The sequence below is a fragment of the Campylobacter sp. RM12651 genome, from assembly GCF_022369475.1.
In the GTDB taxonomy this organism is placed as follows: Bacteria; Campylobacterota; Campylobacteria; order Campylobacterales; family Campylobacteraceae; genus Campylobacter_E.
The window spans coordinates 1-16,083 of sequence record NZ_CP059601.1; the positions used below are offsets into that span (position 1 = coordinate 1).

The 16,083-nt window shown below is 26.2% G+C and carries 15 protein-coding genes; 1 reads left to right on the forward strand and 14 read right to left on the reverse strand.

The features are described from left to right. Positions 1-2,211, forward strand: a complete 2,211-nt coding sequence (locus AVBRAN_RS10360) for a DNA polymerase (RefSeq protein WP_239803811.1) — start codon at positions 1-3, stop codon at positions 2,209-2,211. A 5-nt stretch (positions 2,212-2,216) separates the two neighbouring features. Here the strand turns inward: AVBRAN_RS10360 and AVBRAN_RS10365 are convergent, their stop codons facing one another. From AVBRAN_RS10365 to AVBRAN_RS10430, 14 genes are all read right to left on the reverse strand, one after another. After that, positions 2,217-2,519 (reverse strand): hypothetical protein, encoded by a 303-nt coding sequence (locus tag AVBRAN_RS10365; protein ID WP_239803812.1) that lies wholly within the window; start codon positions 2,517-2,519, stop codon positions 2,217-2,219. Then, positions 2,516-2,845 carry a hypothetical protein gene (locus tag AVBRAN_RS10370; RefSeq protein WP_239803813.1) on the reverse strand — a complete coding sequence of 110 codons (330 nt, stop codon included), beginning with the start codon at positions 2,843-2,845 and terminating at the stop codon, positions 2,516-2,518. Before AVBRAN_RS10370 ends, AVBRAN_RS10365 begins: the two co-directional genes overlap by 4 nt. Positions 2,846-2,864: 19 nt before the next feature. After that, positions 2,865-5,651 (reverse strand): hypothetical protein, encoded by a 2,787-nt coding sequence (locus AVBRAN_RS10375; protein WP_239803814.1) that lies wholly within the window; start codon positions 5,649-5,651, stop codon positions 2,865-2,867. After that, positions 5,641-5,997: a hypothetical protein gene (locus tag AVBRAN_RS10380; RefSeq protein WP_239803815.1), complete on the reverse strand. Its 357-nt coding sequence runs from the start codon at positions 5,995-5,997 to the stop codon at positions 5,641-5,643. The genes AVBRAN_RS10375 and AVBRAN_RS10380 overlap by 11 nt, the downstream gene beginning before the upstream one ends. Next, the gene (locus AVBRAN_RS10385; protein WP_239803816.1) at positions 5,994-6,335 is read right to left on the reverse strand and encodes a hypothetical protein; all 342 of its coding nucleotides are present in this window, start codon (positions 6,333-6,335) and stop codon (positions 5,994-5,996) included. The genes AVBRAN_RS10380 and AVBRAN_RS10385 overlap by 4 nt, the downstream gene beginning before the upstream one ends. Then, positions 6,335-6,649 (reverse strand): hypothetical protein, encoded by a 315-nt coding sequence (locus tag AVBRAN_RS10390; protein ID WP_239803817.1) that lies wholly within the window; start codon positions 6,647-6,649, stop codon positions 6,335-6,337. Before AVBRAN_RS10390 ends, AVBRAN_RS10385 begins: the two co-directional genes overlap by 1 nt. A gap of 1 nt (position 6,650) precedes the next feature. Beyond that, positions 6,651-9,569 (reverse strand): hypothetical protein, encoded by a 2,919-nt coding sequence (locus AVBRAN_RS10395; RefSeq protein WP_239803818.1) that lies wholly within the window; start codon positions 9,567-9,569, stop codon positions 6,651-6,653. Then, a complete protein-coding gene (locus AVBRAN_RS10400; RefSeq protein WP_239803819.1) occupies positions 9,566-9,946 on the reverse strand; it encodes a hypothetical protein in 381 nt (126 codons plus the stop codon). The genes AVBRAN_RS10395 and AVBRAN_RS10400 overlap by 4 nt, the downstream gene beginning before the upstream one ends. Before the next feature lie 40 nt (positions 9,947-9,986). Next, on the reverse strand, positions 9,987-10,409 hold the full coding sequence (locus AVBRAN_RS10405) for a hypothetical protein (RefSeq protein ID WP_239803820.1): 423 nt from the start codon (positions 10,407-10,409) through the stop codon (positions 9,987-9,989). An 81-nt stretch (positions 10,410-10,490) separates the two neighbouring features. Continuing rightward, positions 10,491-11,231 carry a hypothetical protein gene (locus AVBRAN_RS10410; RefSeq protein ID WP_239803821.1) on the reverse strand — a complete coding sequence of 247 codons (741 nt, stop codon included), beginning with the start codon at positions 11,229-11,231 and terminating at the stop codon, positions 10,491-10,493. Beyond that, positions 11,221-13,704, reverse strand: a complete 2,484-nt coding sequence (locus tag AVBRAN_RS10415; protein ID WP_239803822.1) for a hypothetical protein — start codon at positions 13,702-13,704, stop codon at positions 11,221-11,223. The genes AVBRAN_RS10410 and AVBRAN_RS10415 overlap by 11 nt, the downstream gene beginning before the upstream one ends. After that, positions 13,697-14,425 carry a hypothetical protein gene (locus AVBRAN_RS10420; protein WP_239803823.1) on the reverse strand — a complete coding sequence of 243 codons (729 nt, stop codon included), beginning with the start codon at positions 14,423-14,425 and terminating at the stop codon, positions 13,697-13,699. Before AVBRAN_RS10420 ends, AVBRAN_RS10415 begins: the two co-directional genes overlap by 8 nt. A gap of 153 nt (positions 14,426-14,578) precedes the next feature. Continuing rightward, positions 14,579-15,160 (reverse strand): transglycosylase SLT domain-containing protein, encoded by a 582-nt coding sequence (locus tag AVBRAN_RS10425; RefSeq protein WP_239803824.1) that lies wholly within the window; start codon positions 15,158-15,160, stop codon positions 14,579-14,581. Between the two features lie 22 nt (positions 15,161-15,182). After that, on the reverse strand, positions 15,183-16,073 hold the full coding sequence (locus AVBRAN_RS10430; RefSeq protein WP_239803825.1) for a hypothetical protein: 891 nt from the start codon (positions 16,071-16,073) through the stop codon (positions 15,183-15,185). Positions 16,074-16,083: the final 10 nt, after the last annotated feature.

The following is a 16,083-nucleotide window of genomic DNA, read 5'->3' on the forward strand; positions in this document are numbered from 1 at the left end:
ATGATTTTATTATTCGATTTTGATATATTTATGGATTATAACAAGAAAATAGAATTCTTAAAAGAAATAGCTAAGATGGGATTATCTAGCTGTTTTGTATTAAGTGAAGAATTTGATAAAACAAACATAGAAATCATAACTCAAGACACATCTTTGGTTGTGTTAAGAAAAAGTATAGAAGATAAAAATGCTTTCATATATAAATTTTTAAACAAATATAAAAAAGAAACAATAATATTTTTTACTAATAATAAAAATTTTTTACTACAGTTGGAATATAATCAAAATTTATATATAAAAAACTTTTTTTCAAAATATACATATAACTATGAAGATATAAACAAAAAGAATAAATTTGATATTATAAAAAAATATATAGATGAAATGCAGGAAAAATCTTTTATAACACTAGAAGAATTTTTGCTTGATAAAACAGAAGAATTGGTCACTAATAATATTGAAATTAGCGTCATAATAAAGTATATTCAAAATCTATTTTTTGAATATTTTGTTAAAATAAAAACAATTAAAGAGGTTGCCTGCACTCTAGAAAAAAAACTATATCTAAATACTGAAAAATATAAAAAAAATAATGATTTAAATAAACTATTTCAACAAAAACAAAAAACATTTTATATAGATAGCAATAAAGAAAAAATTATCTATATATTAGATAATTTTGAATATTTTGAAATAGATAAAGTCGATAATGAAGAAGTATTAAATTTTATAAAATTAAATAATTTTATTATTTTTGATAAAGAAAAAATATTTAAAATATTGGGTTTTATGCTTCCTAATTATCAAGATTTAAAATTATATTATTGGCTGATAGATAATACGAAAAAAAATATTAGCATAGAATTTATGCTTGAAAAACTATTAAATATAGATATAAAAATTGGGATAGATGAAAAAATGGAGATTAAAAAACTAATAGGTTTAAAGGTGTTGTTTGAACATATTAGAAAAATGAATTTTTTTAATTTAAGGTTCTTTCCATTAGAAAAGGAATTTGAGAAAATTTTAGATTTAATGAACATTAATAGTTATTTATTTGATAATATTGAATGGCAAAAAGATAATAATATAATAAAAAAAGATATTGACGAAACAATTAAAGAGCTAAAATCAAAAGGGTTATTTCTACAAAATACAGATTTTAATTCCTTTTTATGTGATGAAAATATAGTTTATTTTTTTAAAAAAATAAATATTAAATCAAAAACGAAAAATAATAAAATTGTTTTAAATAATGATGAATTATTAAGGTATCAAGACAATTTAAGTGCCAATTATCTAAATGACTTTTTAGCGTTTAAAAAGATTAGAGCTTTAAAATATTTTATACAAGCTGTAAAGGCAATAAAACCTATAGATGACCGAATAAAAACAACATTTTCAAGTACTAACACAAAAACTGGCAGACTAACTTCCAGTGAAGTTAATCTACAAAACATTTCAAGAGAGTGCGTAATAGAAAACTTTTTTGTCAGCAAATATATTAAATCAAATAATAAAAGTGATTTTATAAAAATTGATTATTCTCAGATTGAGTTAAGAATGTTGGCTCATTTTAGTCAAGATAATTTTTTGATAAAATCTTTTCAAGATGGAGAGGATATTCACTTAAACACAGCAACAGAATTATTTAAGTTTGAAATAAACAAACAAAATGTAGAGCATTATAGAAAAATTGCCAAAGCAATTAATTTTGGTTTAATTTACGGTATGGGTGCAAGAGCTTTATCTCATACAATAAAACAACCAATAGAGATAGCTAAAAATTATATAGAAAGGCATCAAAATGTTTTAAATGGTGCTGTAAAATTTATAGAAAAATTGCAAAAAGAAGCTAGAAATAATAAATATATCCATAGTTTAAATGGTCGTAAAATTTATTTTGAAAATGGAATTTTAATTAATAAATTAGACAGAGTTTCTATAAATAACTTATGTCAAGCATCTGCATCAGACGTAATTAAGTTAGCTATGTTGGTAATAAAAAGAGAGCTAGATATTGTACCATTGTTACAAATTCATGATGAACTTATTTTTGATTATAAAGCTATTAATAAAGTAGATACTATTATTGATATTATGAAAAACATATATAGTAATCAGTACATATCTAAACATCAAGATTTATATTTTAATAAAGAGCTAAATATAAATCTTGATGTTAATATAAAAATTGATAAATCAATTTAATCTGTCTAATTTATTAATGAATGAATTTTTAGGGCTTTATCTATTTCAAAGTTTAACTGTTCTAAAGCTAAGCCTTTTTGTATTTCAGCTTCAATTAATTTTTTAATTTCTTTGTTTTGTTGTTCTATAGCTTTATTAACTTCTTTTATTGCAGGATAAAAATTATTTTGTATCTGTAACTGAGCTGACATTATAACTTTGTTTGTCATTTGTGGTAATGTAATTCCAAAAAAACTAATATAAATAGGCCCACAATAACAAGCAATAGCTTGTAAAGAAAACAATAATAAAATTAATACTTTTTTCATCTACCATTCCTCTCTTTTAATAATTGCAAAACTAAACAATTAAATTTATGGAAAAAAAGTGCCAATTTAGTTTTATTTTCTTCCCCTCTTCTTTCGCTATAGCTATAAAGATAATATGTATAGTTAGCACCAAATATAACTGCTATTATACCTATTAATCCCCAATCTAAAATTTTGTATGCAAATAGAGCTGACAATACTGATACCCACAAACAAGATAAAGTCTGAAAGTAAAATCTCAAAGGAAGTTTTATATTATAGTATTTAGAATATATAACTTCCTTAGCTAAAATTATTTGTTCATTAGAATTTAAATCTTTATTCATACTACACCTTTATTAAACATTATTGAAACCCTGACATTTGACCACTTTTAGTTTTCATAACTTCACTTAATACATTTTCATTATCATAAACATCTTGTAGCCCCAATAATTTAAATACCAAATTAGGAAAGCCCGTAATTGTTTTATATAATATAATTATAGCACCAAAAGTTGTAATTATTTTTATCAATATAGACATAAAAAATAAAGAACTAAGGGCAATAAAACCTTTTGTTAAACTATATTGAGATGCAAAAAATGATTCTTCTATAATTTTACCTATATCTTGAAAAATATAAAAGGTATAAATAGCAATATACATAGACAAAACAATAAGAGTAGGTTTTAAAACTAGTATTACACCTGTTGTTAGAAAACGTTGAATTTTTGATGTTTGACCTCCCGTAGTCATAGCAAAGAGAACGACAAAAGGAGATATAAAAGTATAAATAATCAATTCATAAAAATAAAAAGCAACGGCAAACATCCCTATAACAGTCCCGATTAACAAAGGAACTTTTTCTAAAAACAGATGTGCTACCCAAATAGCCACTAAAGCTCCGAGTAAAGTCCCAGCTATACTTAACCCTACACTTACTAAAGCTCCTCCAATTGCACCTACTACTCCAAGAGAACCAGAAATCCTTCCTACAACTTTATCGTCAAAAGTATCAAAAATACTCTTAACAAAATCAAAAATAGACGATACTCCTGGAACTAATAAATAAGCTGTTCCACCTATAATCTCTGCATAACTATATTCCAAACTTTGAACTGCACTACCTACATAACCGCCAATTTTATCTATACCCTTTGTAACAATATTGCCTTGATTTGGTAAAGCTCCTTTATCAACTTCTTTTATTAATTCCTTTGAAATTGCTTTTACATCTGTCTTAGCTTTTATTGAAGCATCTGCACTAACTTCAGGTATTAAATTGATGCTAATAATAGAAGCATAACTTGGCATAATAGCAGAACTTATCCAGCCTAATTGCTTTGTAATATCAGCCATTAAAAGCGAAGTTGCTTTTAATCTGAAAAACATATTACCCCCAAACATTAAATTACCTGTTGTTGCACCCTCTATATCTCTATAAAAAGATTCTATAAAATAATATGAATTAATAAGTTTTTCTATTTGTGGTGCTAATTCTATTTGCATGTGTGCTAAAGTTTGTTCCATTTCTCTACAAGCTCTAAAAGAAATAATATCATTAGAAGTGTTGTTTTTTAAAACTGTAGATTTTTTTTCTATATTTTTTATTTCTAATTCATTATATACTTGATAATTTTCAGCTACATCATATGGTTTTCCTTCATAACAATTTTTTAAAATCTGTTCTTTTAAAACTAAAGTATTTAACAATGTTAAATTTATATTATCAAAGGTTTGAGCTAAATTTTTTACATTGGGAGATTCTATTGAACCAAAAGAATTATTCACTATTGCTCTAAAGCCTAACTGATTAGTTTTATCTGCTATTAACATAGACATATTAACTGCTTTTTTCCATGTATTCTGATAGATAGTCGTAGTTATTTGATTTTCTTGGTTAATAGGAATAAAAAAAAGAACTCCTGTTACAATAATAAGAGCAAGTTTGCTTTTTACATCTACTTGACTTTGTTGTTTTTCAATAAACTTACTAAAGCCTTTTTTAACCATATATAAACCACCAAAATAAGTTCCTATTAAAACAAGTAAAAATTTAGTCAAAAAGTTGTATACTATCTGAATACTTTGAAATAATATTACATAATAATTTAAATTATCTAACGATAGCATAGTTGAAAAATCTAAATAATCTTTACTACCAGCAGTCTTTGCTAATATAGAAGTCCCATCTGCACCTGCACCTTTATAAAGCTTTAAACTAGGATTTAAAAAACTATTTACGCCATTAACAAAATCCCCATCAAGACCCTGTGAATTATTTTTTTTAAGAGAGAAAAAAGCTGAAGGTGCAATATCTGTTATACCACTTCCGCTATTATTTTTAAAATTTAAAATATCAGGATTTAAAACTGACATTCCTGCTAATAACTGTGAAATGGTTATGTAATTAGGGATATTATAATAAAATCCAGAGTTTAATTCATTAAATGTCTCAGCTAAAACATTATTAACTGCGGCTTCCACATAAGCTTCATCCCTTTTACCAGGTTTAATTGCATCCTCAAGATAAGTTAATGCTTTTACTAAGCCTTGAAATATTGTAGCTTTACCTAATGCTTCATTTAAAATCTTTTGTCTTTCTTCCCTTGTCGTGTTTGGATTTTTAGAAACACCAAAAGGTGTAATTAAATATAAACTAGAAAGATTTGAAGATATATGATTAAAAGCTTCAGTAAAAAGTTGTATCTTTAAATTAAGATTAAGCTTGTCTATATCATATGCTTTTGATAATTCTGTGTTAAAACGTGCTGAAAAATTATTAGCGTAATTATTAAAAATATTATATGCTTTATATTTTTCTAATATAGGTAAAATTTGTATAGAAGCTTTTTCGCTATTTAAAACTTCCTCTAGTGGTTTCAATTTATCAGCTGAAGTTTCTTCTTCTCCTTCAATGTCATCAGTGTTTGTTATTCCACAAAAAATATGTAGAGTAGTAGGGTCAAATCCAGTAATTCTTGTAGCATATTGCCCTTTTGAAATAGTGGGGGTACAAAAGAGATTTTTTTTTGATTTTATAAGAGACAACACGGCTTTATCATCTGAAAAGGTAACATTAGTACTATTGGAATTAGCATAGCAAAAAACTGATAAAAATATGTATATAATTATTTTTTTAATATTCATTGTTTATCTTACTTTCTTTTTTGAGTAATTTAATTTCTATTTCTAGATTCTCTAAATTTTTAATTTTCTCTAATAAAAAACTAGTTTTATTTTCATTTACAGCAGAGATGTTATCTAACTCTAAAATTTTCTTTTCATACTGTAATTTTTCCTGGTATGCTTGACGAAAATCCCTTATACTAGTATTTAATGTTTCTCTTATTTTTACTTTAATCTTATTTGCTTCTTTTTCTAATGTAGTGCTGTAAGACGAAAGTGCATTAAGTGCTTCATCAACACTCCCATCTAAATAACAATAAGCAAAAAGATTACTAGAAAATAATAATACACACAAATATTTTCTCATTCAAGTTCCTTTGTAGTTATACCTTCTTTGCTTTGATTCAATAATTCTAAATCAATATTTAAACTTTCTAAATTTATTATTTTTTGCCACAACCAAACTTCCTTGTTAGATAAGTTGGTTTGGTTGATACTTGTCTCTCTTAAAACACGCCTTAATTCCTTATCTCTATCTAGAAATAAAGTTTTAATTGTAAAAAGCTTTTGACTTAATGAGCTAATTGCTAAATATTGTTGTTGCGATTCTTTATTATTTATTTTAGGTAAATCTTTTTTCACAAACTGTGCGGGAAAAGCAAATAATTCTAAACAAATAAAAAATAATAAAGGTATCCTCTTCATTATAGTCCTTCAGAGTCTACTTTTAAAGACTTTAGATTTAGTATTTTTAGCAAAACACTATTATTGTAATTTCTTTTTATAAGAGATAGAAAATTACTTTTACCATTTTTTTCTAATGTTTTAATATTTTCAGACCCCTCATTATTAAACAAGTCAATTAATTCTTGTGTGATTTTATCAAATTCACTAGCAACACTTTTATCCATATTATCAAGAGCTTTTTGAAACTTCTTAGTAACATTTTGTATATTACCATCACAACCAGCATTAACCTGAACAAAGCCACAAATTAAAAGAACGTATACAATTTTCATCCTATCTTACCTGCTCTATTCTCTCTTTTAATGCTTTATAGCTTGCTTCTTCATCAAATTCCTCTTTTAATATAAGAGCTTTGTTTGCTAGTATTTTGACTGTTTCTTTCTTTATTCTTGCTTCTTCATCAACTCGAGCTTCAATCAATGCTTCTCTCATTTGTTGCTTTTGTATTTGTCTTAAAATCGCCATTTGAGATTTAGGGACAAATTTTTCAATATAATCTTTTGTTGGCACAGCTATATCTTTACTAGTAGTAGCGTAATCTTTTAATAAACCTTTTTTTATATTAGCAGTTGCCTCTATATTTTTATTTAAAATATCAACTTTTTCACTAACCTCTTTTCCTACTTGTTTAACAGAATTAGCGTCAGTTGATTTATAAGATTTTGTGGGAATAGAAGAAATAATCTTATTAGCAGATGAACCACTAGAGATTGAATCCATTTGAATTGCTTGAGATATATCTTTCACCCCTTTTTTATATTCATTGAAAGTTTTAGGAGCTTTAGCTTCAATAATATCAGCTTGATTTATATCAAATAAACTTACGCCTTCAGCAATACTATTTTTATTATTTAATTCTTGGTTTTTTACAGCATATTCTCTTGCTTTATCTCTAAAACGATTTTCATCTTCATAAAATTTACTTAAAAAATTATAAGCTGAATATACGCCATCGCCACTTTTATCTATATTATAATTAAATTTTTTAATTTCTGTATCTATTTGATAATTAATATCAGTTAATCTTTGTAATATATTACTTAATTCAGACGTTCTAGTCTCTAAATCTTGGATATTATAATCAATCTTTGTTAGTAAAGACTCGTAGTTTAGAATATCTTTTTTTAGTGTTTGACATGTTCCGTTAGTAGCCCCTTTTGTTGGAGGATTATCACATATATAACAGCCTTCTGAAACTATTGTATGATTAACATTAGGATTTTGTTTTGAAATGTAGCACTGTTCATCTGTTCTCACTAAACGACAAGACATAGAACAATCTCTAATTAATTGTTTTTCTAATGATTCTAAATTAGTTTTTATATAATTTTTTTTAGATAAAAATATACCTAATGAATTATTAATACTTGTTTTTAAATCACTTATTTTATATCTATATTCTGTAATATAAGTTTTCACATAATTTATTTTTTCAGCAGTTGAAGTAATACTTTTTAATTCTTGTAGATTTTTATCTACGTTTGCTGTAGGTTCATAGCTTGCTTTATCCTCACTCCCGTTATCAAATATCCCTAAAGCTTCATAGTAAGCTTTTCCGATTGAAGTCATTTCATAATAATCGCTACTCAATATAGTAGGGTTATTATTTTTAACAACACTACTGTTATTTTGATTTGGAGTTTTATTTGTATAAATATTATTGTTCGTATATCCCTTATTATTAGTTGTTATAGTGGTGTCAGAGTGATTAGAGCCACTCTCACTCTTAATAATATTTGTTTCAGTTGGTTTTAATTTATCTAACTTAATGATATTTGTTTCAGTTGGTTTTAATTTATCTAACTTAATGATATTTGTTTCAGTTGGTTTTAATTTATCTAACTTAATGATATTTGTTTCAGTTGGTTTTAATTTATCTAACTTAATGATATTTGTTTCAGTTGGTTTTAATTTATCTAACTTAATGATATTTTCTTTTTCAAGATTAACTGAGTTGGTATTTTTGTAAGAATTATTTTTTTCGTCAAAATACCCATTCGGAACTTCCAATCCTGCAATTCTTTCATAGCTTTTTGATAAAGGAACTAATTTTAAATTTTTAAATATGTTATAAAGTTCGTCGGCACTACTTATTGTTGTAGAACATCCTTTAAAATTAAAACCTTCAAACAAAGGGTTTAAGCAAGAATTTTTTAGATGTTTTATTAAAGCATCATTAATATTTATCATGTTATCAATATAACCATTTATTCTTGTGTTTGTCTCTGATGATATATTTTTTTGTTCTTCTGTTTTTGCACTTTTAACTTTTAGAGAAAGTCTATTAGTAACTACTCCAACGGGTTGACCTCCTATATGAGTAATTTCTCCTTTATCATTTAAAGTATATTCAATATTTGCTGGAAAGCTTAACTTGGTTAAGTTTCTAAGCTCAGCTGAGTCTAATTTAGCTGATTGTTTTTTATCTAGTTCATATTTTCCATTATTTTTTTTAGCATTAGCAATATCTTTCTGTAAGGCTTCTATATTTGCTGTTTCTGAAAAATAATCTAAATACATTTTTGCAAGAAATTGAGTATCCATGTTTGATAAAACAGATAAAAGTGGGGATTTTGAATTTTTTTCTGAAGCCATCTTAAATATACTATCTTCACCTTTAGAGTCTAGCCCAGCTCTTTTTATTTCTTCTTTGTTCTTGCCTGAAAAAATTTCATCTAATTTATCTTGAGCTGTTTTTTCTACTTCTTTTAGATTATCCCTTGTATCATTATAAGGTTTGCTATTTTCTTCTTTAGCCCATTTAGCTATTGAACGAGCTGAGTTGTTTACAGAGTCTTTTATATCTCCACTTGTGTTATTTAAAGCAGATTCATAATTTTTACAAAATTCTTTAATTTCTGCGTCTATAGTCAGTTGTTGATTTTTACCACCACAAGTTAAATTCCCTCCATTTGCAAGACTATTGTTTATTAACGCACAAAAATTTGCAGACCCGATTCTATTAGTTATTTCTTTTGCTACTTCATTTGTTACACTATCAATCAAATCATTTTGACAAGTTTCAAAAAAATCCAAAGGACTACCAGCGGTTTTAAAAATATTACTTAATGAGCTACTTGATAAATCTTTTAAATTTCCTAATAAATTATCACCAGCACCACTTAAAACTCCACTAATATTAAACGCATTTGCAGATAAAACTAAACAAATACTTAAAAATATTTTTTTCATTTATTTTCCTTAAAATCTGTTTTTAAATTATCAATAACTTTTAAAGATTCACTATCTATCTTTAAATTTTTGATTTCAATTAATTTTTGTAAGTTGTGGTTAATTTTGTTTGTTAAATGCGTATTATGTAATTTTATTTCCATTAGTTTTTTTAATAATTCATTTTGAATTTTTTGATTATCGTATGTTGTGGCAAATGCTTCTAATCCTTTTGAATTAGTAGTAGCTCTATAATAAGATTCAAAAGACGTTGTTATAGAAGTTTTTGACAAAGAATTATAATACAATTCTGGATATGGACTACAAGGCCCACAGACACCCCATAATTGTTGTGTAAAATAAAACATTAAAAAAATTAACAAAAATATCTTTTTCATGAAAAAACCTCAATATAGCAACTTTTAAAGTTGCTATATTTTATATTCCTAAAGACTGTTTCCACCATACATAAACTCTTCCTGGAATAGCATCACCCTCTCCTGTAAGCATATATGAAATAGCTACTGTTACTACTACTGAAAAGAAAAAGCCTATTAAAGCACCAGCAGTACCATAACCCATTTGCTTACCAAAGTTTTCTTCTTGTCCATTTGATTGTTTTTTTAGAAATTTCAAACCACCCAAAACGCCAATTATAATTAATGCTAAAGGTAAAAGAGAGAAAAAAACTTGAGCAAAAGTCCCAATTGAATGCTGAGCTGTTGAAGCAGATTCATCAACAATAGATGTAAAATTTTTAAACTGCTCTCCTGTAACATTGCCACCTGCACCAGCACAAAAAGCTTGAGTTGTCATTAATATGGCTGATAGTTTATAAAAAGATGTGCTAATCTTTTTCATATTCATCCTTTCAAATTGTTAATTAAAGTAAGAAAATGTTACTCTTACAAACTTAAAATTCACTTAAAGTTATATGTTTTATTAGTTTTTAACTGTGGCATATGTAGTCCAAAAATGATGTATGAAGTTTTCCTTAATACTTACACCTGAAATATTCATATAAGTGGCAAGTTCTGTAGTATTTTCCCAAGCTATATAAATAAGATAACCTAAAAGACAACCTATAAAAGTAGATATGCCTATACTCGCTATTGAAGCATCTGCTTTTACTTTTGCTGAGCGATAACTATATAGACCTGCAAAAGCTACACAAGCTATCCAAAATATGTTATAAAATAAATATGCTATCATAAAAAATACATATGCTAAAGTATCAGAAGCTCCGTTTGCACCTGCTGAATAAGGCTGTTGAGACCAAAACATTATAAGCATTTCTTTAATGCTTTTTATTTGAATAAAACCATCAGAGCCAACGGTAAAATGAAGTGCTTCTATAAAAAACATTGTTACTATACAAGCTAAAAAATGCCAAGCTATACTTCTAACCATAACCCCTACCATTGAGAAATCTTGGTTATGGTGAGTTCTTTCCTTATATATACCATGAAAAAATGACAGTATAAATGGAATTATAGTAGTACAAGCTGTAAAAGCTCCTAAAATTCCAGCCCACATCCATTCGTTAGATTCTTCTAAGCTATTTAAATTACCAAATGGATTGCCAGTTGTTCCGCCAATAACTGGCAATATACCACTTCCACCAGTACCCGCAGAAAACAATAATGCTTGTAAAAATAATAATAGTAGTAACTTACTTTTCATTTTTTGATTCGCTCTCTTCTTTTTTAGGTTTGTTTTCATTAGGGTCTGATGAAAACAGTGCCGCTTCTTCAGATGTATATTCTAATTTTAAATTAAAAACACCTTTAGAATACTGAATTATCATAATATACTGTTCGCACACTTCAACAGCTCTTATAAATTCATTTGTCGGGTTAAGTGTATTTTTTATTTTAAACAATAAATCCTGTTTCTTTGCAGGTGTTGTTAAAAAAATTCTTGTAGGCAAATTGTTCATAATTGCTGGTGGGACATCCTCTAAATTTTGTAGGATAAACATTAAATGAACATTGTATTTTCGTGTTTCTAAAGCTAATTTTTCAAACATGGTGATAAAACTATCAAATCTAAAATAATTACTTGCTTCTTCAATAGCATAAATTAATTTAGGAGATGCTTTACCTTGTTTTTTAAATTCAATACTACGTTTTCTATCTTTAATAAATATCTTCCAAAAAATTGAAAAGAACAAAGGTACAAATAACCTATTCTCTTTTATAGTATTAAAATCAGCATAAATATAAGCGATTTCCCCCACTGAAAAATTATCAAATTTATTAAATACAGATTCCTTAAGGCCTGATAATTTACCTTCAAGAGAAAAATATGCTTCCCTTTCTGCGGTTTCAATTTGATTATTTTTAGCTAAAATTGAAGCATGTTTTTGAAAGTCAAGTAATTTTGGCTTTTTTAAAAAATTAAACTCATCTTCTTTTATATCGGCTAAAAGTGTAGCTTCGGCATAGCCTAAAGATTCCTTTAACTTTATATAGGTTTCTTTATTGTAAAGTCTTAAATTACTAACACGATAGTTTTCTATTTCTAAATCACCAGCATAAATACGGAAAGCAATATCCTTAAATGCTTTAGTTTCATTTGCAGTTAAGGGTTTAACACCTGTGGCTTCTAAATACATCGAAATTAAATCTACAGCAAAGCCTATATCTTCTTCATACGGTTTTTTAGTTTCAGGGTTAATGTCAAAATTAACTATATTGAAAGCAAAATTCTCAAAATCTTCAGAAATACGTCTAGCATTATTCTTAGGGTTGCTTTCTATAAGTTTGAATGTTTTAAAGTCTGAGCCACCGATATCTAAATTTCTTATTGCATACTGATGGCTATTTAGTCCTAGTTTCTCACAATAACCAGTTTTTATATCTAAATCTAACATTTGTGCTAACATCTTTTGTTTTGCAAAAGATTTTCCAGAGCCTGTTTCTGCTAAAATAACAGAATGTGGGGCATTGTTTTCATTAGCAAATGAAAAATTAATAAAAGCACCTTTTAAATCTACTCCGTAGATGTCTGCTTTTAAAGTTTGTTCTTTGTGTGTTAAAGCAATTCTGTAATTTAAGAAATCCGATGTTATCGGCAATACAAAGTGTGTATCTACTTTTTGTAAGGGCATTACACAAATAGGGTTTAACCGAGAATGTTGAAAATTAGAGTATGAATATCCTAGTATTTCACCAATTTGAATAATATCACTACCATCAGAATCGATTAATAATGCAGTAGAACTTGTTAAAATAGGATTTGAAGGATTTCTATCAAAAATATCCTTAAAATTTTCAAACCCCGCTTTTTGTCCCCACATTTTTCTAGCATCGTGGAAAGTTTGTGCAAAACCATTTCTACGAGTTTTATAAAAATCAAAGTTACACCAAATCACTCCCTTAAAAGGGATTTTGAAAAGTTTAACATAGTCTATAGGTCTCATAGAGGTATCTTTGACGGCATATGCTCTATATACCTGAGCTTTTTTTACATTGTCTGCAACTGAAATTTTTAATATAGAATTTATTACTGCTTCTTTAGGATTATTGTCTATTGCTTTTGCGTGGTCTATATTAATTATTTTGTTTAATTTTCTATCAGCAATAAAATAATCATTATTCAAATTCACATCCACCAATGCGTCAGCAAGTGCTGTGCCTTTTAGTAATCGTATATTTAAAATATCAGCAATCAACTTTACAACTTCTCTGTAGTATGAAAATATATACATTTTTTGATACTTATCATTTTTAACTATAACTTGATATATCAAACCTTTTTTTTCATTAGTTGCAGAATCATAGATGCTTCGTATATTTTCATTATTGATATATTTTTCAACAGAACTTGTACCTGTAAGTTCTACCCCAAAAAGCTCTTTATTCATGGTATTTAGTATTATACTGTCTTCTTTTATTTCTAAAATTTTTACCCTATCTTTCAATTTGTGATTAAAAACTAAAAAAGAGAAAGAAACTACAAAGTACTTGTAAAACATTTTAGTAAAAGTTGGGAATTTTTTATACTTAAGCCAAATATAAAAAAATAATATATAGCATAATGAAAAAAATACCCATACAAATCTAGTATTATTAATCAACATTAAAAATAAAAATTGAATAATAACTAGATTTAAAAAAAATAAAAAAATAGTTACTTTTGTTTTATTATCCATCTGTTCTTCCTCTTAGAAATAATCTTTTTGTTAAAACAAGAAGATTCTCAGAACCTCTTGATTTTAATGGTGTTGTAGTTAGAATATTCTCTATACCGTCTTTTTTTTCTAACAATGAATAATAATAATTATTTTGTATACAAAAAAAGTCATCAAAATCTAATTTGTTTTCAGCAACTAATATACAGTTCAGACTAGCATATTTATTTTTTTCTATTTTCGGAAAATATTTAGTAATTCTATTATCATAAAAATCAACTGTCTGCCATAAAGTTGCATTTCTTATACTCACTTTGTGTTTATCAGTATAAAATTTAGGCGGGATTATTTTATATGCGTAATAAACATATTTTTTTAGCAAACTTCTTTTTTGTCTAAAGATTTGGGTACTTAAAAAAATATTATTCATATAGTTTGTAGAAGTAAAAACACTTCTTTTTACTAGATTAAGAATTTCTAACCCTGATAATATTTTAGATTTTTTATTATCATGTAAAGTTTTGATAATCTCTTGATTTGGTGATAATATGTATATTGTTTTATTTCCCTTTGAGTTAAAATTTTCAATATAGAAAAAAAAGCCTAAATTACTATTAAACTTTTCTTTAAAACTAACTATATCTTTATTTTCAAGAGTATTTTTTAATACTAAGCCATAAAGGGAAGGATAACAAGTATTGAACTTTACACTATTTTTATTAAAACTATCAAAATCTAGCATATAAGGACTTTTAAACTTATAAAAAATTAAAGAAAACTTATTTATAACATAATCTAAAAGGTCTCTTTCATTTTCAACGCCTAACATATGATTGTTTTTGGCACTTTTTATTATAATAAAAATTAAGAAAATATTAAGGCAAAGATAAAACATTTAAACTCCGAAATCTTTTATAAAACTCTTTTTAAACCTTGCAAAATAAATATTTTTCTTACGTGGTTTTAGACCGTAATTGTAGCATTCTATAGCGTTTTCAATATCTTTTTTTGCAACGATACAAGATTTAAGAATTTGAGTTGCTTTTCTCAAATTCCCCTCCAAACTAACAACTTGCTCAACTTCAGAAATAGAAAAATTATATGAATTAATTTGAGCTAGTCCAACATCAAAAGAAAAGTTATTCTCTTTTAATATTTGTGTTAGGATAACTAAATCATCTTTATTATAAGCAAGTATATTGACTATTTTTTTATTAGAGTTTAAAGCATAATCATAAAAAGATACTTTAAATTTATTCTTGCGGTTTAAAGTAATGATTTTGTTTACTTCATCTTTTTCCAATAACATTGAAATTATTTTTGGATTAAAATTACTCTCTATTTTTACAATTGTATATAAAATCTTAGGATTAATATTTTCTTCAAATGCAACCTTCTTTATTGCTTCTGCTATTTCCAAATCAGTGAATGCAAACATTTTTATGTATATAAGAAAAATAAATCCTATTTTTATCATTATTTATTACCCTATTTGTTTTTTATGTTGTAGGTTTTTTTGGAATTTCTACGGCAAAACGTCTAATTAATAAACCATATGGGTTGTTTTCAGAACTATCTTCTAAGCTTAAAATACCTTCTGCCTGGATTTTAATTTTACTTTTTCCAAAAACATTTTTATTTTGAGCGGAAAGCCTGTTATATGTAGATAATTCCACTTCTACTTCTATTGAAAAATGGTTATTTTTAAAACTAAATGAAGAAGTTCTATATTTTACAATATTCATAAATTCAGGTAAAGTATCGGCGGCCAATGCTTGCTGTAAAGCAAACAGGTACGTTCTTAAATTATCTACTGCTTTAGATTCTTTTGGATTTTCATCTAAAACATATTGTAATAGACTGCTTAATTTATAACTATTTTTCATAATCACTGCAACATCTGAGAAATCAGTAGTTTTAAAATTATCCGTCAATTCTGCTCTTGTAACAATTAAACCATCAATTAAAGTTCTTGCTAACCAACGCTCTATATAGTCTGAGCTTAGTTCAGTTTTTTGAACTTTTACACTACGCCCATCAACGGTTGTTAAAACTACATACAAATTTGCCTTTTCCATCATCTCTTGCATGCGATTGACCTTGTCTGTAACTGATTTTTGTGTATAAAGAGAATAAAAAATAGTAACTAATGTAATTGTAAAAATAAAAATCCAATTCTTAGCAAAAAATCTTTCAGCTTTAAAAGCATAACCTTCATCTAAAGTTATGTCTTTTTGTTTCTTTGGCTTTTGTGATTTTATATTTTCTTTATTTTCTGAATTAGATTTTGTATCCTCTATTGTAGTATCTAATTTTTCACTTTTTAATTCAGCTTCGTTAGAGTTAATGTTTTTTTCTGCATTATTTTTCTTTATTATTTTATTGAACATACTAACCCCT

Bases quoted from the DNA above. Each gene is read 5' to 3' on its own strand.
- AVBRAN_RS10360 (WP_239803811.1), top strand. From the start codon at position 1: ATGATTTTATTATTCGATTTTGATATATTTATGGATTATAACAAGAAA.
- AVBRAN_RS10365 (WP_239803812.1), bottom strand. From the start codon at position 2,519: ATGAAAAAAGTATTAATTTTATTATTGTTTTCTTTACAAGCTATTGCT.
- AVBRAN_RS10370 (WP_239803813.1), bottom strand. From the start codon at position 2,845: ATGAATAAAGATTTAAATTCTAATGAACAAATAATTTTAGCTAAGGAA.
- AVBRAN_RS10375 (WP_239803814.1), bottom strand. From the start codon at position 5,651: ATGAATATTAAAAAAATAATTATATACATATTTTTATCAGTTTTTTGC.
- AVBRAN_RS10380 (WP_239803815.1), bottom strand. From the start codon at position 5,997: ATGAGAAAATATTTGTGTGTATTATTATTTTCTAGTAATCTTTTTGCT.
- AVBRAN_RS10385 (WP_239803816.1), bottom strand. From the start codon at position 6,335: ATGAAGAGGATACCTTTATTATTTTTTATTTGTTTAGAATTATTTGCT.
- AVBRAN_RS10390 (WP_239803817.1), bottom strand. From the start codon at position 6,649: ATGAAAATTGTATACGTTCTTTTAATTTGTGGCTTTGTTCAGGTTAAT.
- AVBRAN_RS10395 (WP_239803818.1), bottom strand. From the start codon at position 9,569: ATGAAAAAAATATTTTTAAGTATTTGTTTAGTTTTATCTGCAAATGCG.
- AVBRAN_RS10400 (WP_239803819.1), bottom strand. From the start codon at position 9,946: ATGAAAAAGATATTTTTGTTAATTTTTTTAATGTTTTATTTTACACAA.
- AVBRAN_RS10405 (WP_239803820.1), bottom strand. From the start codon at position 10,409: ATGAAAAAGATTAGCACATCTTTTTATAAACTATCAGCCATATTAATG.
- AVBRAN_RS10410 (WP_239803821.1), bottom strand. From the start codon at position 11,231: ATGAAAAGTAAGTTACTACTATTATTATTTTTACAAGCATTATTGTTT.
- AVBRAN_RS10415 (WP_239803822.1), bottom strand. From the start codon at position 13,704: ATGGATAATAAAACAAAAGTAACTATTTTTTTATTTTTTTTAAATCTA.
- AVBRAN_RS10420 (WP_239803823.1), bottom strand. From the start codon at position 14,425: ATGCTAGATTTTGATAGTTTTAATAAAAATAGTGTAAAGTTCAATACT.
- AVBRAN_RS10425 (WP_239803824.1), bottom strand. From the start codon at position 15,160: ATGATAAAAATAGGATTTATTTTTCTTATATACATAAAAATGTTTGCA.
- AVBRAN_RS10430 (WP_239803825.1), bottom strand. From the start codon at position 16,073: ATGTTCAATAAAATAATAAAGAAAAATAATGCAGAAAAAAACATTAAC.